Here is a 16799-nt window from a genome sequence, read left to right on the forward strand (position 1 = left end):
CCGGCGTTCGATCACTTTGCCGTTGCATGGGAGATAAATCATGTGTGGGATCATCGGAATCCTGGGCAATTTTCCGGTTGCCGATCGACTGATCGACTGCCTGCAGCGGCTCGAGTATCGCGGTTACGATTCCGCCGGCATCGCAACGCTCGAGAGCGGTCGCCTGGTCTGCCTTCGTTCTGAAGGCAAGTTGCGGCATCTGCAAGACCGTCTCGCCGACGGGCGACTGAATGGCGCCGTCGGCATTGGTCATACCCGTTGGGCAACCCATGGTCGCCCGAGCGAGGCGAATGCCCACCCACACGCAACCGACGTCGTTGCCGTGGTCCACAACGGCATTATCGAGAACTTTCAGGAGCTCCGCCGGCAGCTCACGGACGACGGCATCATCTTCAAGAGCGACACCGATACCGAGGTCGTCGCACATCTGGTCAGCCAGGAATTGAGATCCGGCCGCTCGCCCATCGACGCCGTTTCGCGCGTGTTGCCCCGATTGCGCGGCGCGTTTGCACTTGTCTTCCTGTTCGACCACGATCAGGATCTCCTGATCGGCGCCCGGCGAGGATCGCCACTCGTGGTCGGTCACGGCAAGGCAGAGACCTATCTGGCGTCGGACGCCATTGCTCTGGCACCGCTGACTCAGACGATCAGCTATCTGGAGGATGGCGACCTCGTCGCTGCAAACCGTACCGGCACAACAATTCTAGATGCAACTGGCCGACTCGTGACTCGTCCGATGGTCAGCTCGACAGCATCGGCTCTGCTCGTCGACAAAGGCAGCTACCGCCACTTCATGGCGAAGGAGCTCTTCGAGCAGCCGGAGGTCATTGCGCACACCCTCGAATATTATATCGACCGTGAGAGCTGCCAGGTCTCGCTACCGGTCGAACTCCCGTTCGACTTTACGAAGCTCTCAAGGCTATCGATCCTGGCTTGCGGCACGGCCTTTTACGCCGCCTCGATCGCCAAGCACTGGTTTGAGACCTATGCGCGTCTGCCCGTCGACGTCGATGTTGCATCGGAGTTTCGGTATCGCGCGGCACCATTGCGGCCCGGCGACGCTGCTCTGTTCGTTTCACAATCCGGCGAGACCGCCGATACGTTGGCCTCGCTGCACTACGCCAGGGAGCAGGGTCAACACATCCTATCGATTGTCAATGTCGCCACGTCATCGATCGCGCGAAACAGCGACGTCGTTCTTCCGACGCTGGCCGGCCCGGAAATCGGGGTCGCATCGACGAAAGCCTTCACTTGCCAGCTCGCCGTCCTCGCCTGCCTGGCCATTGCCGCCGGCCGCGCACGGGGCGTCCTCGCGCAAGACCAGCAACAGACGCTCGTACAGGCGCTGATCAACGTTCCTCGGCTGGTCTTTCAGGCACTTCAAGTCGAACGTGACGTCGAGTCTCTCGTACGTTCCGTCGGCGACGCCCGCAATATGCTCTTCCTGGGCCGTGGGGTCAGCTACCCTCTCGCACTCGAAGGCGCCCTCAAGTTGAAGGAACTATCCTACATTCATGCGGAAGGTTACGCTGCCGGTGAGCTCAAGCACGGCCCGATCGCGTTGGTGGACGACACCATGCCCGTTGTCGTCATTGCCCCATCCGACCATGTCATCAAGAAGACCGCATCAAACATGCAGGAGGTCGCGGCCCGCGGTGGACGACTGATCCTGATCACCGATCAGGAGGGCCTCCACGAAGCCTCGATCACGCCTTGGAGACAGATTGTTCTGCCAACGCTTGATCCTTTCATCGTCCCGCTGGTCTACGTGATCCCATTGCAACTGTTCGCCTATCATATGGCGCTCCATAGGGGGACCGACATCGACCAACCGCGGAACCTCGCTAAATCCGTAACTGTTGAGTGATACACTAAGATGCAGACCCGGGGCGGCAGGAGCACAAATGCTTGATGACAACGCGCGGGGCTTTGCTCACTTCGGGCGAACCAGCATGATCTCACGGTCATCGGTCCGCAGTATCGCCTCGCCATTGCGATGCGCATGATGGCAGGTGACGTCGGACACCGGCGCCTCGAGCGCGATCGGCACTTCGTCGCTTGCGACGGGCGCTCTATATCCCATCCTGCTCATAGCCCAGATTGCAGCTTGGGTACGGTTCTGCACGTCAACCTTGCGAAGGATGGATTTGACGTGAACTTTGACCGTTGCTTCGGCAATTCCCAGCTTTCGGGCGATTTGCTTGTTCGACGCGCCGTGAGCGATACAGCGCAGGATGGCCTTTTCCTGCTCCGACAGAGGCGAACGAGCGCCCTCAATAAAGGGATCTACGCGGCGATCTGCTTCGCTCACGTCAGATGTGGCTGCTCCCAGGGTCTTGGAGAGTGCCTCGGACCACGCCTCGAGGTCATTCAGCAATTCAGCCGGAAGAATAGGCTCGCCAAGCATGACGAGCTCGAGGGCTTTTATGAAGACATCCCGGGTTGGGACATTCACGAGATATGCATTCACCCCAGCACGGAAGGCCGCCAACACAAGTTCAGAACTCGAATATTCCGCGAGAAGGACGAAGCGACTCCCGGGCAAATCGCTTTTGATCGCGGCAACCTTCTCAACGATAGAGCTGATATCGCTTCCGCAGTCGACGACAAACAAAAGCTCCTCGTACTGCGCAAGTGATGCACTTGCTATCATTCCGAGATCCGAGGCAAGCGCGACGACCCGAAATTCAGTATCGCCAAGCACCAGCAAGGTCCCTTCCCTACGCAGCGCATTTGGACCAATAAGAACTGTTGCAACAAAACGACGCGGCATGTCGCAAACCCAACTCATTTTACTATATTTTATATCTACTTTTTCCTCGCTTTTAACAAAAGACCTCAATTGTACAATTATGTGCACGTCCACTTTACAATGCACCATGACGTGCATCTCATGGAACATTTCGCCTTGAGCTATGACTGCCGCTCCTTGCTGACTTGCCTCGCAAAGGCCAGATCGGCGGGACCTAATGCGACCAACAACAACCCGCCCCTCCACTGCAAGAGGACGTGACCATCCGAGGACGGCGAATTGCTCGACATTCGAAGCGAATTATTGCCGCCCCGCCGCCTGAATAGCCGCCTCGCAGATTCAGTCGAATGAGTCTTTGGCGTTCAATTTTGTAGGCGCTCAAAACGCGTGGCTTTGCTCGACTCGGCTCGTTCGCTCGAGATCATCTCAATCGAATACAGGGTACCCGTCGAGCCCTTGTTGCGGGCTGGACGTCCAAGCCGCCTCCATCGCTGGTGATCTACCTGCAATCCCACATGGGCCGTTGAACATCGCGGCAAGCCTGCTCCTATTCAAAAATGACATACTTAATTTCGGCGCCGAGTATGGCGGCAATAATATCCATTACTCATTTACCGGGATACACCTCGCGCATCGCCGCGGACAGGATTGCTCCGAGCCATGGTTGATTTGATTAAAGCCAGCGATGCTGTGCCTTCCGACGGTGCTGAAACATCGTCGGACCGGATGATCCAACGGATGCGAGCACTGCTTCGAGCTCGCGCTGGTCGCGATGCTCTCGATCGAAAGCGCTCTGCCGTGATCCAACGCCTTTTACGGCGCACACAGCAGCTCGAAGCAAGCCGGAAGGAGCTACAGATTGCTAACAAAACATTGAATACACACAATTTCGAACTCAAGTCTCGCCTGGAAGCTCTGGCTCGATATCAATCGGATCTCGACAACCTGATCGCGGCAACTGGCGATGCGACGCTGTTTCTCGATCCTCTGCTGCACATCAAGCAAGCTACACCGAAGGTTCGCCAGTACTTCAATATCTCTGATGGATATGAAGGATGCCTACTGACGGATTTGACCAGCCGGCTCAAATATCCCGATCTTGCCGCGGATGCACGCGGCGTGCTCACGCACTCGATTCCGATCGAGAGAGAAGTGGAAGGAGATGATTCGAACTGGTCGCTTGTTCGCATCCGTCCGTACCTGACAAGCGATCATCGGATTGACGGTATCGTCATCACGATTTCCGACGTCACACCGGCTCACAACGCTCTGCAAGCCCTGAATCAGACCGAAAGCCGCTACCGCGCACTGGTTACGTCGACATCAGATGCAACATACCGGATGAGCCCCGATTGGGCTGAGATGCGTCACTTGGACGGCGGCGGATTCCTGCAGGACGCGCCGGGTCCGATGGCCGACTGGTTGGATATCTACATTCCAAAGGCAGATCAGCCGGCCGTCCAGGCCGCGATCCACGCGGCCACCCAGACGACTGGCGCCTTTCAACTCGAACACCGCGTCAAACGTGCGGATGGGCATCTCGGATGGATGTTTTCCAGGGCGATTCCTGTGCTTGACCAGAGCGGACACGTCATTGAGTGGTTCGGCGCGGGGACGGACATCACGAGCCGAAAAGACATGGAAATGCGGGCCGCCGACAGCGATGCGCGTTATCGCGCGATCGTCGAGTGCGCTCCGCTGGCGATCGTCATCATCGACGACAAAGGAATCATTCAGTCCGCAAATGCCACCACGGCTTCGATGTTCGGCTACGACCTGAGCGAAATGATCGGGCAGAACGTCTCGATGCTCATGCCCTCCGATCACGCAGCGCGTCATGATAGTTATCTGCAGAATTATAAGATTAGCGGCAAACGCAGGATTTCTCAGGACGGTCGGGCCGTCACGGGACGCCACAAGGACGGGTCGACCGTCGAATTGCATCTCGCGGTCGCCGAATGGGTGTCCAAGTGCGGCGATCGGTTTTTTGGGGGCCTGATCACGGATCTGACAGAGGGTAAGAGGGTCGAACGAGAACTGTCCGATGCCCGCAGCATGGCCGCGATAGGTCAGCTTTCCGGCCTGATCGCACACGACTCGAATAATCTGCTGGCAATCATTTCCGGCAATCTGGAGTTGCTTGATCAGCAAATCAGCGACGATCGACTCCGACGACTCATTCGCTCGGCGATGCGTGCAAGCGAGTCGAGTGCGCTGTTCAATCGTCGACTGCTATCGATGAGCCGGCGGCAGGGAAGCCAGCTCGCCGCCCTGAGAGTCAACGATCGACTGCGCGATCTGGCGTTGCTGCTCCAAGGGTCGTTGGGACCGCAGATCAGCCTCACGCTCGACCTTGCACAGGACGTATGGACGTCAATCGCCGACGTCGGTGAAATCGACAGTGCGGTACTCAACCTCGTTACCAACTCGCGTGATGCCCTTCCCAAAGGGGGCAGCATCGTCATTCGAACGCGCAACATGACCATCGAAGACACGAGTCATACGACCCCACAAGAAGCACCGAGCGGCGACTTTGTCTGTGTATCCATTATCGACGATGGAATAGGCATGCGAAAGGATGTTCTGGAGCGCGCAACGGAGCCTTTCTTCACGACCAAACGCGCCGGCAAGGGAATTGGCCTCGGTCTTCACGGGGTGAAGACGTTCGCTCAATCAGCTGGCGGCTTCTTCTCCATTGAAAGCCGCGAGAATGATGGAACGACGGCGAGCTTCTATCTGCCGCGCACCATGGAGCCTCCGATCGCGCCAGATCCTGAGGATGGCGTGCTCCCCTTTGGAGACGGGCAGCTCATTCTCGTGGTCGAAGACGAGGACCAGCTTCGGGAAATCACCTTGCAGCGAATTGAAGCGCTTGGGTACGCCGTAGAGGGAGCTCGTTCGATCGCGGAGGCAATTGACCTGCTGAAATCAGGCCTGAAGGTCGATTTGATCTTCAGCGACGTTCTCATGCCGGGAGACAAAGGCGGGGTAGATCTCGCCCGTTGGGCGGAAGCGGAACGGCCCGGTTTGAAGATCATTTTCACGACGGGCTTTGCGGGCGATTCCTCCGGTGAAGCTGCCTATGCAAGATGGACCGTGCTGCACAAGCCCTATAGCCGCTCGCAGCTCGCCACGGCTCTGAGGGGCGCCTTCGAAGATCGCGGGTCAGTGGTAGACACCTAGTGTCTTTTGCGTCCTGAGCTCCCGGAACCGAAGTCCGGAAGTTGTCGCTTTTGCTTTACAAGTTCGTGTCAAGCAAACGGCAGCAGATGCCCGCAGTACTCGCAATCATATTTCTGTACAAATTAATTCTGGCATCGAAAGGAGCCATTTGTAACAGTTTTCAACCTGGGGGTTCATTCTCTGTAGTGAATATAAGTGTGCGTGAGGAGTACGATGCAGCAACTGTCATCCGACAAAGACGTCGCCAGACGGTCCGCCGATTCACCCTACTCTAGTCATTACGATAGCGCCCATTGGTTGCAGCGCGCACATAACGCACGCGAAAAGGCTCTCGGGGCCACAGATCCTCGTCTCCATGACAGGCTCATCAAGGTCACTGTTGAGTACGAGCGCCTTGCCCTTCGTGCCGGGTCTACGTGAGGTCACGCTCAACCGCTGAAGTTCAGAGCGGCACGATCAATCCCGTGACCACCCGTGCAAGCCGGCCGTCGTTCACATTCGATGAGGGAGCAGCCGTAGTGATCGACTTCGTCGTTCTGAAAAACATCGCCTTGTTCAATGACGAGCTTGTAACGGAGAAGAATCCCACCAAACGCGACACCATCGCCAAGCTGCTTGCGCTGGAAATCGAAAAGCTTCCCGACAGCATCGAGCGCGATCTCGCGCGACGCAAGCTCTCTGCCGATAGAGGGTCAAGCGGGAGGGAGTGACGCTCTCGATTGAGCCGGCATGTCGCGTCCAAAGTCGTCCACTTTCTCCTTCATCTCGTGACCCGATCACCTGTCTTGGATGACCTGCCATGAAAGAACATGACATCCCGATAACCCCTGCTCAGGCCTACGATGGAGACTATTGGCGAGAGCGGGCACGCGAACTTCGTGCCAAGGCTGACGAGTACGACTCGCAGCGGCGACGTCTTACGGTTGCGGCATCCGATTTTGACAAGCTCGCCATACGCGCGGATGCCATTCAGCACGAAATCGAGAAGCTGAGCCGTACCTGACTTGCTCCTGTTAGGCGCTCAGCTGCGCCTGGCAGGCCGGTCCTTGAAGCCTCCTTAAGCCAGTAAGCCAGTTGCGCGTGCCCCGTCGCGCGGCACGAATTGCCGCCCAGCCGAACCGCCGACTTGGCATATGGACCAGCCTGTTCCAGCCACAAAAACATTTCTCAACTCTACAGCTTCCGGATAGACTGTTCCGGTACTCGACAACCCCAGATCGTTTACAATTATGCACATCCTTGTTGTAGATGACGAGTCCGAGGTACGTGCCGTTCTTCGCGAAGCACTGGAACGAGACGATATTGTCGTTGAAGAAGCAGCTGATCTCGCTTCTGCACTGCAATGCCTTGAGGATCACGCGATCGATCTGGTTACCCTTGACCTCGGTCTAGGGCGCGAAGACGGGCTTGAGGCAGCTCGCCTGATTCGAAACAAGCAAAACATCCCTATCGTCATGGTTACCGCACGCGATGCGCTTTGGGATCGTATTGCCGGACTTGAACATGGAGCCGACGATTATATCACGAAGCCCTTTCACATCCGGGAGGTCGTCCTACGCATTCGCAATGTTCTCCGACGCTACTCTTCGATCCCTAGCTCAGAGCATTCACAAAAGATCGTATTTGATGGATGCGTCATCGATCCGACCAAGCGCGAGTTGCGCTCGTTTGGCGGGGGCGTGGTCGGATTGACTGATATCGAATTTCGTCTCCTTCAGTGTCTCGCTAGCAATGCTGGCCGGGTCTTATCTCGAGATGAAATCTCCAATGCGCTGTTGGGGCACGAATGGTCTCCTCTCGACCGGACAATCGATGGCCACATTGCGCGCCTTCGGCGGAAGCTGGAGACTTCGGCTGACGAGCCTCGCCTCATCAAAAGTGTACGCGGCGTCGGATATGTCTTCACGGGAGACGTCCGCTTGCTGGGTCCTTCAGGGCCGCTCTTGTCTCAATAGCTCGACATAGGTGAAGTGCAGCGTGATCGGCGATTTCGATCCGTCGAGAACAATGCGCAGACTTTTCGGATAATAGCCATGTCCGATGACATTCCCAGTCCTTCCTGATAATTTCGGCCCGGCCAACGGCGTGATGCCAACGCGCGAGCCGACTGACACATCTCCGATGACGGCCTCTCGGAGAAGGTCGCTTGCCAGAGTATCTTCATCATTGAACCACCCAGCTGCCATCCGGAACGATCAACTCTGACAATCGATCCCTGCACTCTTGCGCACTCGCCATCAAGCCGTAAACAAATCGTGGTTCAACAATGAAGGATTTTAAGACTACACTGTACATCTGAAGTGTGGATTTTTGTACGAGTAGATGCGGACGACCCAATCAGCCTTGCGATCGGCGCTCAGATCATCACGAGAGCGCGCTCAGTAAGTTCGGGCACGTCCGCCATGGGAGATTGCCGCCATAATCCTCTCCGTGATTTGCACTGCGGCCGTTAATACGGCACCTGCTCTGGCGCTCGCAGCCGACCAGTTTTTAGCAATCGCCAGCCCTTCACCGTCTTCGCACCTCTGCGAGACAAACCCGTAACACCGCCGGCACGACAGACTCAGAGCCTCTCACCGATCGACTGATTTCATCGACGGCGGGGCGCGGGGTCATTTGATTGATCGATCTCCTCGCCCCCTCAACTGTCCCACTTCTCTTGCTAACCGGGTCTATCCATCGCGGCTCGACGGCTGATCCATTCTATGATTTTCGGCCACACTTGGTCATGCGCCCGCCGCCCGACGAGAATGCCGAGATGCTGCAGGCCAACGCCAGGCTCTCCAGGATAGACGATGATCTGAAATCTTCCAGCGCCGAGCACGTCCCTGATAGGGCTCACCGAACTCAACGGCGCAACAGGATCTGCGGCATTGGCGATCGCGAGCGCCGGCGCTGAGATCCGTTCCGGCCCTATGATCGATGCACCGATCTGCATGACCCCGCGACGGAAGCAATCCCGCTTGTATAGCAACTCAACGACCTCGCTCACCAGCCTTCCGGGCAGAGCGACCTCATCGAGCGCCCAACGTTCGATGCGCGCTTGAATGTCAACCACGAACGGGTCACCACCGGAGACTCCGGCAGCCAACAAGCGAGACCAGACGAACGCATAGGGCGATATGAGAGCACTCGCCTGGGACAGCATCGACCCGGGAAAGGGATGGAACTTCGGCACATGCTCTGGCACGAGCTTCACCAGCGCGTCGCGAAACGAGCTGCTCCCGAAACACAGCGGCACACCGAGCAGGACCAGCCCGGCGATCGCGGGTCGCTCCTTGGCCGCAAATATCGTCGCCAGCGTACCTCCGAGCGAGTGCCCCATGAGGATCGGCCTCGGTTGCTCTGGTCCCCGCTCGACAGCAGCCAGTGCAGCTTCGATCGCCCGTACATACTCAGCCAAGCCAACATTGGCCGTTTCAGCAGATGCTGGCATCCACTCCAACAGGTAGACGTGGAGGCCTGCTTCTTGACATCGCCGAATGGCGCTCACGACTGGCAACAAGTCCCAGATATAGGGACGCTTGATTGGCGCAGCGACGATGAACACCGACTGCATTTGATCGCCACGACCATAGTCCCTGAGGATCCAGTGCGAGCCGGCGAGCTGAACGCGATAGGGTGTCTCCCTCGGTCCGAAACCAAGAAGGTCCAGCAGATCCCCCTGCATGCGGCGTGATCGGTCGAGCAGACTGAAGCTCCAGAGGGCCCCATCCAACGCCGTCACACGACCAAGCCTTTGGCCTGCTTCATTGAACTCTCCGGTCAGGCTCGAGAGGAATTCGCAGTTCACAACTGAGCTTTACATTGTAGAGCACGGCAAGGCAGCGTAGGACCACCTTGCCGGTCGCGCTCGACGACGTTGATTACTGGCACGGATGCTGCAGTCCGTCTTCGCCTCGATACAGAGTGCCTGGTCTGCAGACAATTTCGTTTCTTGCTGCATAGTCATCCCAGCTTCGATATCCGTAGGGCGAATATGGACCGCCAGCTCCTGACGGACTTGGCTCCCTCCATCGCGCTTGAGCCTCCCAATATGTGATGGTCCCGTTGTTAATTCCCGCCGGCCCGACATCACCGACGTGAGATCTCGGGAGACTACGCGGTGACTCGGTCGGGACGTTCGGGCTCGATTCTCTTCGCGCCTTGTGCGCCGCCTGCGCGGCCGAGACGCACATGATAAGAACAAGACTCGCCATCATGGAGCGCACGATCGCCTTGCAGACCATCGTCTTACCAATTGCATGGCGTGCATTGGCGCGCAATTCGCACGAATGAAGCGAGGCGCATGCATATTTGCTTCTCATCGAAATATCTCCATCTTAGCCCCCCGTAAAGATTTGGCTTCAATGTACGCCGCCGACTTTGCGTCAAATCAAGATGGTCATACGGATCGGTTGCTGGTCGACGGCTTCATCATTATATGCCGCTGCAAATTAGATGGTTCGTAATTCTGTGTAGATTTGTTGGACTCAACGGCGCCCTCACGCTGATACCCAGATAACTATCACTGAGAAATTCGGCTTCGCATTTCGCCCTCCGCACTCTCCACCTCAGACAAAAATGCACAAAGTCGGAATAGAAGCTCATGGCTGGCTGTGATCTATATGATTTGGACAGCCAAGTCGGGGGGACCAATGATGCTATGGCGTCTAAGTCAGTCCGTGCCAATTCACGATCGAATCTCCGCGTGGACGAAAAGGATTCGGCGGAAAGCTTTGCAGAAGCAGCGATCAGGACCACCTCTCGGCAAGTCGCTGCGGGACGATCTTTCGGTTCGTATCGATCGATGGGTGTATTCGCGAGGCTTGCGGCCGCCGGATTAGTTGCATTGGCATGAAGCCAGCTCGGCGAGCAGACGGCCTCTCGATCACGAAAATCTGGCGATGGGTCTTCTGATGATCCGGTGATGATCCGGCCGAAGAGAATCTAGATCAGGCGCAGGGTGCAACGGCGGCGTTGGGTCGAACGATCTCCTGCGGCGGTCCAGCGGCAAGCCGCAGCGTCATTTGCTTCCATGTGGCGCTTACCTCGCCAACGTCGAATTGCTGATGGTCCCCGCGGCTGCGAGATCGGCCCTCTCGCCGCCGGAACAGATGGCAACGTGAGCTCTACGTCTACTTTGCAGACGAAGGGCTTATTGCTGCGTCGATCCAGGCGCGGGTTTGCGTCAGCACTTCATCCGACAGCCTCGTATCGTCGATCGCACGCGCGAGGATCACCGCCCCCACCATCGCGGCCCATGTCCCGATCGCAGCACGGCGCCTGTCCGCCGCATCGACCTCCGGCAGGGCCTTCGCCAATCGCTCGATTTGCGACCGGAGCCCCGTCGTCATGGCTGCGCGCGCGGCCGGTGTCTGATGGCGGATATCAGCGGCAAGGCCCGCCATCGGGCATCCGTCGGCAGCATTGTCCCGGTGGCGCGGCGCAAGATAGGCGTCGAGGTAGGCGCGGAGATCGCCGTCACCGTTGCCATCACCCGCGAGGACATAGCCAATCGTCTCCGCGACGAGGTCGTCCTTCGAGCTGAAATGACCATAGAAGCCGCCATGCGTCAGGCCGGCGGCCTTCATCACTTCGGCCACGCTGACGGCGTCGAACCCTTTCTCGCGGAACAGCCTGCTCGCGACATCGAGAATCCGGCGGCGGTTTTCCGCCATCTGCTCCCGGCTGACCTTCATTCGAAAATTCTCCAGCGCCCCATTGACATAATGATGATGGTCATCATATTTAGACAATCATGATGATCGTCATGAATATAGGTATCAACCGACCAGAGAGCAATCCATGACTGCCCTTCCTTCAGTCCTGATCACCGGAGCTTCCACCGGCATCGGCGCCACCTATGCCGATCGCTTCGCCCATCGCGGCCATGATCTCGTGCTGGTCGCACGGGACCGGAAGCGCATGGAGGCGCTTGCCACGCGCCTGCGGCAGGACACCGGCGTCGCGATCGACATCATTCAGGCTGATCTGACGCAGGCCGCCGAGCTTGCCCAGGTGGAGGCCCGGCTGCGCGACGATGCACGCATCGGCATTCTCATCAACAACGCCGGAACGGCGCTTGGCGGCAGCTTCATCGAGCAATCGACGGACGCCGTGACACGGCTCGTCGCCCTCAACACCACGGCCCTGCTCCGTCTCGCCAGCGCCGTCGCGCCTCGCTTCGTGCAGGCCGGCGCAGGGACGATCGTCAATATCGGCTCGGTGGTCGGACTGGCGCCTGAGCTCGGGATGACCGTCTATGGCGCGACCAAGGCGTTCGTGCTGTTCCTGTCGCAGGGACTGAGCCTCGAGCTCGGACCGAAGGGCGTCTACGTCCAGGCCGTGCTGCCCGCTGCCACGCGGACCGAGATCTGGGGGCGCGCCGGCGCCGACGTCAATGCCATGACCGGGGTGATGGAAGTCGATGAGCTCGTCGACGCGGCGCTGGTCGGCTTCGACCGCCGCGAGGCGATCACGATTCCTCCGCTGCCCGATGTAGAGCAGTGGAACGCCTACGAGGCAGCGCGCCAGGTCATGCTGCCGAACACGCGCCAGGAACACGCCGCGGAGCGCTACCGTCGGTAGCCCGATTTCCTAAAAACCCGAATCTCCGACCGAGTGCGCCAACGGGCGCATGACAGGTGACGTCATGCCCGCCGCCGCATTGCGGCGTCGGCATGACGTCGAAGGATCCGACCATGGCCGACCAGAACCACGCTGCCGACTGGAATTCCGCACCGACCCGGCATGTTCAAGCCGCCGGAACGCAGTTCGCCTATCGCCGGCTCGGGCCCGATGCGGGCGTTCCCCTGGTGCTGCTCAATCATTGGGGGGCCAACCTCGACAATTTCGACCCACGCATCGTCGAGGGGCTGGCGGCAGATCGTCCGGTCTATGCGCTCGATTATCGCGGTATCGGGACATCGGGCGGTCAGGCGCCGCTCACCGTGCCGCAAATGTCCAGCGACATGATCGCGGTCATTCGCGCCCTCGGGCTTGGCCCCATCGACCTCATGGGCTTCTCGCTGGGCGGCTTCGTCAGCCAACAAATCCTGTTCGACGCGCCTGACCTCGTGCGACGCGTCATCCTTGCCGGGACGGGACCAGCGGGGGGTCCGGGTATTGCGCAAGTCGGTCCGGTGTCGTGGCCGCTGATCTTCAAAGGACTTGCCACCTTCCGCGATCCCAAGATTTTTCTGTTCTTCACCTCCAGCGCCGACGGACGCCGTGCCGCCCACGCATTCATCGCGCGTCTGGGGGAGCGGAAGCGCAACCGCGACAAGGCCGTCGGGCTCGGCCCGATGCTGCGTCAGTTGCAGGCCATCAAGGCCTGGGGCCTCCAACATCAGCAACCGCTCGAGCAGATCCGCCAGCCGGTTCTCGTCGCCAATGGCGATCACGACATCATGGTGCCGAGCAGGAATTCGACGGACATGGCGCACCGCTTTCCGAACGCGAAGCTCGTTCTCTACCCCGATGCCGGCCATGGCGGCATCTTCCAGTATCACGAGGCCTTCCTGACAGAGGCGAAGGCCTTCCTTGCCGCCTGATCCGCGGCCTCCTTTTCACCTGCAACGCAAGGCATCGGAGCGTTCCAACAAGAGTTGGCCATGCATTGCTATGCTTCAGCTAGCCCCTCCCTAAGGCGGAAAACGATGAAAGCCCTCATCTTCAAGCGCTACGGCAAATCCACTCAGCCTGAATACGCCGACGTTCCGCGTCCTGCGATTGGACCGGACGAAATTCTCGTTCAGGTGCACGCCGTGGGGCTGAACCCGGTCGACAACATCATCCGCAAGGGCACTTTCAAGCCGGTGCTCAAGTTCGATCTTCCAGCCACGATCGGGAGCGACGTCGCCGGCGTCGTTGCGGAAATCGGTCGCAGCGTGACACGCTTCAAGGTTGGCGACGCCGTTTACGCCAGCGTGTTCGACCTGAGCCGTGGCAGCCTTGCCGACTACGTCGCCGTGCCGGAGCGCGTTGCCGCGTTCAAACCCGCGAGCCTCGATTTCGTCGAGGCGGCCTCCATCCCGATGGTCGGCCTGACATCCTGGCAGGCGCTGAAGGAACGAGCGCGCCTCGCGCCCGGGCAGAAGATCTTCATTCCGGCGGGGTCCGGCGGCATCGGCACCTTCGCGATCCAACTCGCCAAGCACATGGGTGCCAAGGTCGGCACGACGACCAGCACAGCAAATGTGGATCTGGTCAAAAGTCTGGGCGCTGATGAAGTCGTGGACTACAAGCGGCAGGATTTCGAGACTGTCTTGCGCGGCTACGACATGGTACTCGGGACCACCCGCGGTGATAGCATCGAGAAGTCGCTCCAGATTCTCAAGCCCAGGGGCAATCATCGTGTCGCTCGTTGGTCCTCTTGATGTGGCGTTCGCACGCGCGCGGCATTTGAATTTTGTGTTGCGGCTTGTTTTCAGCCTGATGAGCCGGAAGATCCTGCGCCTCGCTAAGAAACGCGACGTCCGCTACTCCTTCCTGTTCGTTCGTCCGGATGGCGAGCAGCTCGCAGAAATCGGCGGGATCATCGACGCTGGCAGTATCCGCCCCGTGATCGACAAGGTGTTTGCCTTCGATCAAGCAAGAGAAGCACTCGCTTATCTGGAGACCGGGCGCGCCAAGGGAAAAGTCGTCGTGCGACTGATTTGACGGGACCGGGATTGCGGGGATGAGCTTCAACCGGGCCGATGCAGCCCGCACCTCATCTCCTAAAACAAAAATGGCCCGCTCATCGCGGGCCATTTTCTCATCGGAACCGGTCATTCCGAACTTGGTTGCGGGGATAGGATTTGAACCTATGACCTTCAGGTTATGAGCCTGACGAGCTACCGGGCTGCTCCACCCCGCGTTAACCTTTGCAAGGCCTTCAGAGAATTATCGGGCGTTCCTGGCTCACGCTCGAAAGCGCCGCCGATCCATCCCAAAGGCTTCCTGAGAAGGCTTGAGCCCGTCGGCCGGTCCGGCCATCGGGTGCGGGCGGTATGTACCAATGCGGACCCGGTTTGGAAAGGGCTTTTCGGAAGTTTTTTTGCCGGATTGTGACGCGGACGGGCGGAGCCGTTACCAATTAAAAATAGACGTCAAATCATAGGCTTGAACGGCGACTGGAAGGTTTTCTCGGAGTACAGGTGCGGAGCCCTCCCTGAGTGGCGGCCAGAGTTCCATGAAAGACGTCGGGGCGGAGACGAGCGCGCTTCAGCTGCTTCGCGCCAGATGTCCGCGAGACTCTCGGCAAACATCTCCCGTGGACGCTTGCCAAGGGTTTCGCGACGCGGCAGCTTCGGCACCAACGAGACTGACGGCCCGATGCGGCCGGACGGGATACGCGAGGAGACGGCCATGGACCAATCCCTGAAGAGCGCCCCGGTGTCGGCGCTCGACGATGCCTTCCACGCCATGATCGAGGCCTCGCGCAGCGCACCGCCGCCGTCGCTGGAGAAACGGCTGGACAGCCTCCGACGGCTGCGGGCGATGCTGTCCGACAATGAGAAGCGCCTGGAGCAGGCGATCTCGGCCGATTTCGGCCATCGCTGCGCGGTCGAGACCACGATCGCCGAGACACTGTTCCTGCAGACCGAGCTCAAGCATACGATCAAGATGCTGCCGCGCTGGATGGCGCCGCGGCGGATCGCGACCTCGCTGCAGTTCCTGCCCGGACGCAACCGCCTGATCCCGCAGCCGCTCGGCGTGGTCGGCATCATCGCGCCCTGGAATTATCCGCTGCAACTGACGCTCGCGCCCGCGATCGGCGCGATCGCCGCCGGCAATCGCGTCCTGATCAAGCCGAGCGAGCTGACGCCGGGCTTTTCCGCGCTGCTCAAGGAGCTGATCGCGGCACAATTCGATTCGACCGAACTCGCCGTCACCGGCATCGAGGACGGCATCGCGCAGGCGTTCGCCACTCTGCCGTTCGATCATCTCGTGTTCACCGGCTCGACCCGGGTTGGGCGCATCGTCGCAGAGGCTGCCGGGCGCAACCTCACGCCGGTCACGCTCGAGCTCGGCGGCAAATCGCCGACCATCGTCGATGCCTCGGCAGATATCGACGAGGCCGCGGAGCGCGTCGCCTACGCCAAGCTGCTCAATGCCGGGCAGACCTGCATCGCGCCGGACTATGTATTGGTCCCCGAGCCGCAGCGCGACGCCTTCGCCGGCAAGCTGCATCGGCGCATGGTGGAGATGTTCGGCACCAATCCGGCGAACAACGACTACACCTCGATCATCTCCGAGCGGCACTACGCCAGGCTGGAAGGATTGCTGCGGGACGCGATCGCGCGCGGCGCCAAGCCGCTGAGCACGACCAGCCCGGAAGATCCGGCCTGGAAGAAGCTGCGCAAATTCCCGCCGACGGTGGTCGTCGGCGCAACGCCTGATATGGCGATCATGCAGGAGGAGATCTTCGGCCCCCTGCTGCCGGTCATGACCTATCACAATGCGGACGAGCCGATCCGCTACATCAATGCGCACGACCGGCCGCTGGCGCTGTACTGGTTCGGCCGCGACGAGGCGGCGCGCGAGGCCGTGCTGGCGCGCACCGTCTCGGGCGGCGTCACCATCAACGATTGCCTGCTGCATTTCGCCCAGATGAACCAGCCGATGGGCGGCGTCGGTGCCTCCGGCATCGGCCATTATCACGGCGAATGGGGCTTCAACAGCTTCAGCAAGCTGAAGCCGGTGTTCTACCGCTCGCCGTTCAACCGCATGAAGGATCTCTATCCGCCCTACGGCGCCAGCATCGCCCGGATCGAGAAGCTGCTGCGGTTCCTGAGCTAACGACGGACGCCTCCGTCATTCCGGGCGCGCAACGCGCGAACCCGGAATCCGGAGACGATTGAAGCGCAAATCAAGCTCGGGATTCCGGGTTCGCCGC

General features: G+C 59.5%; 11 protein-coding genes, 1 tRNA gene and 1 pseudogene. 9 read left to right on the top strand and 4 right to left on the bottom strand.

Annotated features, from left to right (window positions below):
- Positions 1-40: 40 nt before the first annotated feature.
- The gene (glmS, locus tag ACQR1I_RS27450; protein ID WP_434869145.1) at positions 41-1867 is read left to right on the top strand and encodes a glutamine--fructose-6-phosphate transaminase (isomerizing); all 1827 of its coding nucleotides are present in this window, start codon (positions 41-43) and stop codon (positions 1865-1867) included.
- Positions 1868-1933: 66 nt separating this feature from the next.
- Here the strand turns inward: glmS and ACQR1I_RS27455 are convergent, their stop codons facing one another.
- Positions 1934-2773, bottom strand: a complete 840-nt coding sequence (locus ACQR1I_RS27455; RefSeq protein ID WP_434869144.1) for a LuxR C-terminal-related transcriptional regulator — start codon at positions 2771-2773, stop codon at positions 1934-1936.
- A gap of 639 nt (positions 2774-3412) precedes the next feature.
- Between ACQR1I_RS27455 and ACQR1I_RS27460 the strand changes: the two genes are divergently transcribed.
- The 4 genes from ACQR1I_RS27460 to ACQR1I_RS27475 all read left to right on the top strand — a co-directional run bounded on the left by ACQR1I_RS27460 (position 3413) and on the right by ACQR1I_RS27475 (position 7890).
- Positions 3413-5935, top strand: a complete 2523-nt coding sequence (locus ACQR1I_RS27460) for a PAS domain S-box protein (protein WP_434888851.1) — start codon at positions 3413-3415, stop codon at positions 5933-5935.
- Positions 5936-6453: 518 nt separating this feature from the next.
- Complete coding sequence (locus ACQR1I_RS27465; protein WP_434869142.1) at positions 6454-6645, top strand: hypothetical protein; 192 nt, start codon at positions 6454-6456, stop codon at positions 6643-6645.
- Between the two features lie 89 nt (positions 6646-6734).
- Entirely contained in the window at positions 6735-6938 is a 204-nt protein-coding gene (locus tag ACQR1I_RS27470; protein ID WP_434869141.1) for a hypothetical protein, read from the top strand.
- 226 nt (positions 6939-7164) lie between these two features.
- Entirely contained in the window at positions 7165-7890 is a 726-nt protein-coding gene (locus ACQR1I_RS27475; RefSeq protein ID WP_434869140.1) for a response regulator transcription factor, read from the top strand.
- A 707-nt stretch (positions 7891-8597) separates the two neighbouring features.
- On the opposite strand, the gene ACQR1I_RS27480 is transcribed toward ACQR1I_RS27475, so the two are convergent.
- Both ACQR1I_RS27480 and ACQR1I_RS27485 read right to left on the bottom strand, forming a co-directional pair.
- Positions 8598-9728 carry an alpha/beta hydrolase gene (locus tag ACQR1I_RS27480; RefSeq protein WP_434869139.1) on the bottom strand — a complete coding sequence of 377 codons (1131 nt, stop codon included), beginning with the start codon at positions 9726-9728 and terminating at the stop codon, positions 8598-8600.
- Positions 9729-11052: 1324 nt separating this feature from the next.
- Complete coding sequence (locus ACQR1I_RS27485; RefSeq protein WP_434869138.1) at positions 11053-11616, bottom strand: TetR/AcrR family transcriptional regulator; 564 nt, start codon at positions 11614-11616, stop codon at positions 11053-11055.
- 106 nt (positions 11617-11722) lie between these two features.
- Here ACQR1I_RS27485 and ACQR1I_RS27490 point away from each other — a divergent pair, with 106 nt between their 5' ends.
- The 3 genes and pseudogenes from ACQR1I_RS27490 to ACQR1I_RS27500 all read left to right on the top strand — a co-directional run bounded on the left by ACQR1I_RS27490 (position 11723) and on the right by ACQR1I_RS27500 (position 14578).
- Positions 11723-12505, top strand: a complete 783-nt coding sequence (locus ACQR1I_RS27490; protein ID WP_434869137.1) for an SDR family NAD(P)-dependent oxidoreductase — start codon at positions 11723-11725, stop codon at positions 12503-12505.
- Between the two features lie 113 nt (positions 12506-12618).
- Positions 12619-13470, top strand: a complete 852-nt coding sequence (locus tag ACQR1I_RS27495; RefSeq protein WP_434869136.1) for an alpha/beta fold hydrolase — start codon at positions 12619-12621, stop codon at positions 13468-13470.
- A 105-nt stretch (positions 13471-13575) separates the two neighbouring features.
- Positions 13576-14578 (top strand): annotated as a pseudogene (locus ACQR1I_RS27500) (NADP-dependent oxidoreductase).
- A 122-nt stretch (positions 14579-14700) separates the two neighbouring features.
- On the opposite strand, the gene ACQR1I_RS27505 reads toward ACQR1I_RS27500, so the two are convergent.
- Positions 14701-14777 (bottom strand) — tRNA-Met (locus tag ACQR1I_RS27505).
- Positions 14778-15268: 491 nt separating this feature from the next.
- On the opposite strand from ACQR1I_RS27505, the gene ACQR1I_RS27510 reads away from it, so the two are divergent.
- Positions 15269-16702 carry a coniferyl aldehyde dehydrogenase gene (locus tag ACQR1I_RS27510; RefSeq protein WP_434869134.1) on the top strand — a complete coding sequence of 478 codons (1434 nt, stop codon included), beginning with the start codon at positions 15269-15271 and terminating at the stop codon, positions 16700-16702.
- Positions 16703-16799: the final 97 nt, after the last annotated feature.

The organism is Bradyrhizobium sp. HKCCYLS2038 (assembly GCF_051167655.1).
GTDB lineage: Bacteria > Pseudomonadota > Alphaproteobacteria > Rhizobiales > Xanthobacteraceae > Bradyrhizobium.

Bases quoted from the DNA above. Each gene is read 5' to 3' on its own strand.
- ACQR1I_RS27485 (WP_434869138.1), bottom strand. From the start codon at position 11,616: ATGAAGGTCAGCCGGGAGCAGATGGCGGAAAACCGCCGCCGGATTCTC.
- ACQR1I_RS27475 (WP_434869140.1), top strand. From the start codon at position 7,165: ATGCACATCCTTGTTGTAGATGACGAGTCCGAGGTACGTGCCGTTCTT.
- ACQR1I_RS27510 (WP_434869134.1), top strand. From the start codon at position 15,269: ATGGACCAATCCCTGAAGAGCGCCCCGGTGTCGGCGCTCGACGATGCC.
- ACQR1I_RS27490 (WP_434869137.1), top strand. From the start codon at position 11,723: ATGACTGCCCTTCCTTCAGTCCTGATCACCGGAGCTTCCACCGGCATC.
- ACQR1I_RS27455 (WP_434869144.1), bottom strand. From the start codon at position 2,773: ATGCCGCGTCGTTTTGTTGCAACAGTTCTTATTGGTCCAAATGCGCTG.
- ACQR1I_RS27470 (WP_434869141.1), top strand. From the start codon at position 6,735: ATGAAAGAACATGACATCCCGATAACCCCTGCTCAGGCCTACGATGGA.
- ACQR1I_RS27460 (WP_434888851.1), top strand. From the start codon at position 3,413: ATGGTTGATTTGATTAAAGCCAGCGATGCTGTGCCTTCCGACGGTGCT.
- ACQR1I_RS27495 (WP_434869136.1), top strand. From the start codon at position 12,619: ATGGCCGACCAGAACCACGCTGCCGACTGGAATTCCGCACCGACCCGG.
- glmS (WP_434869145.1), top strand. From the start codon at position 41: ATGTGTGGGATCATCGGAATCCTGGGCAATTTTCCGGTTGCCGATCGA.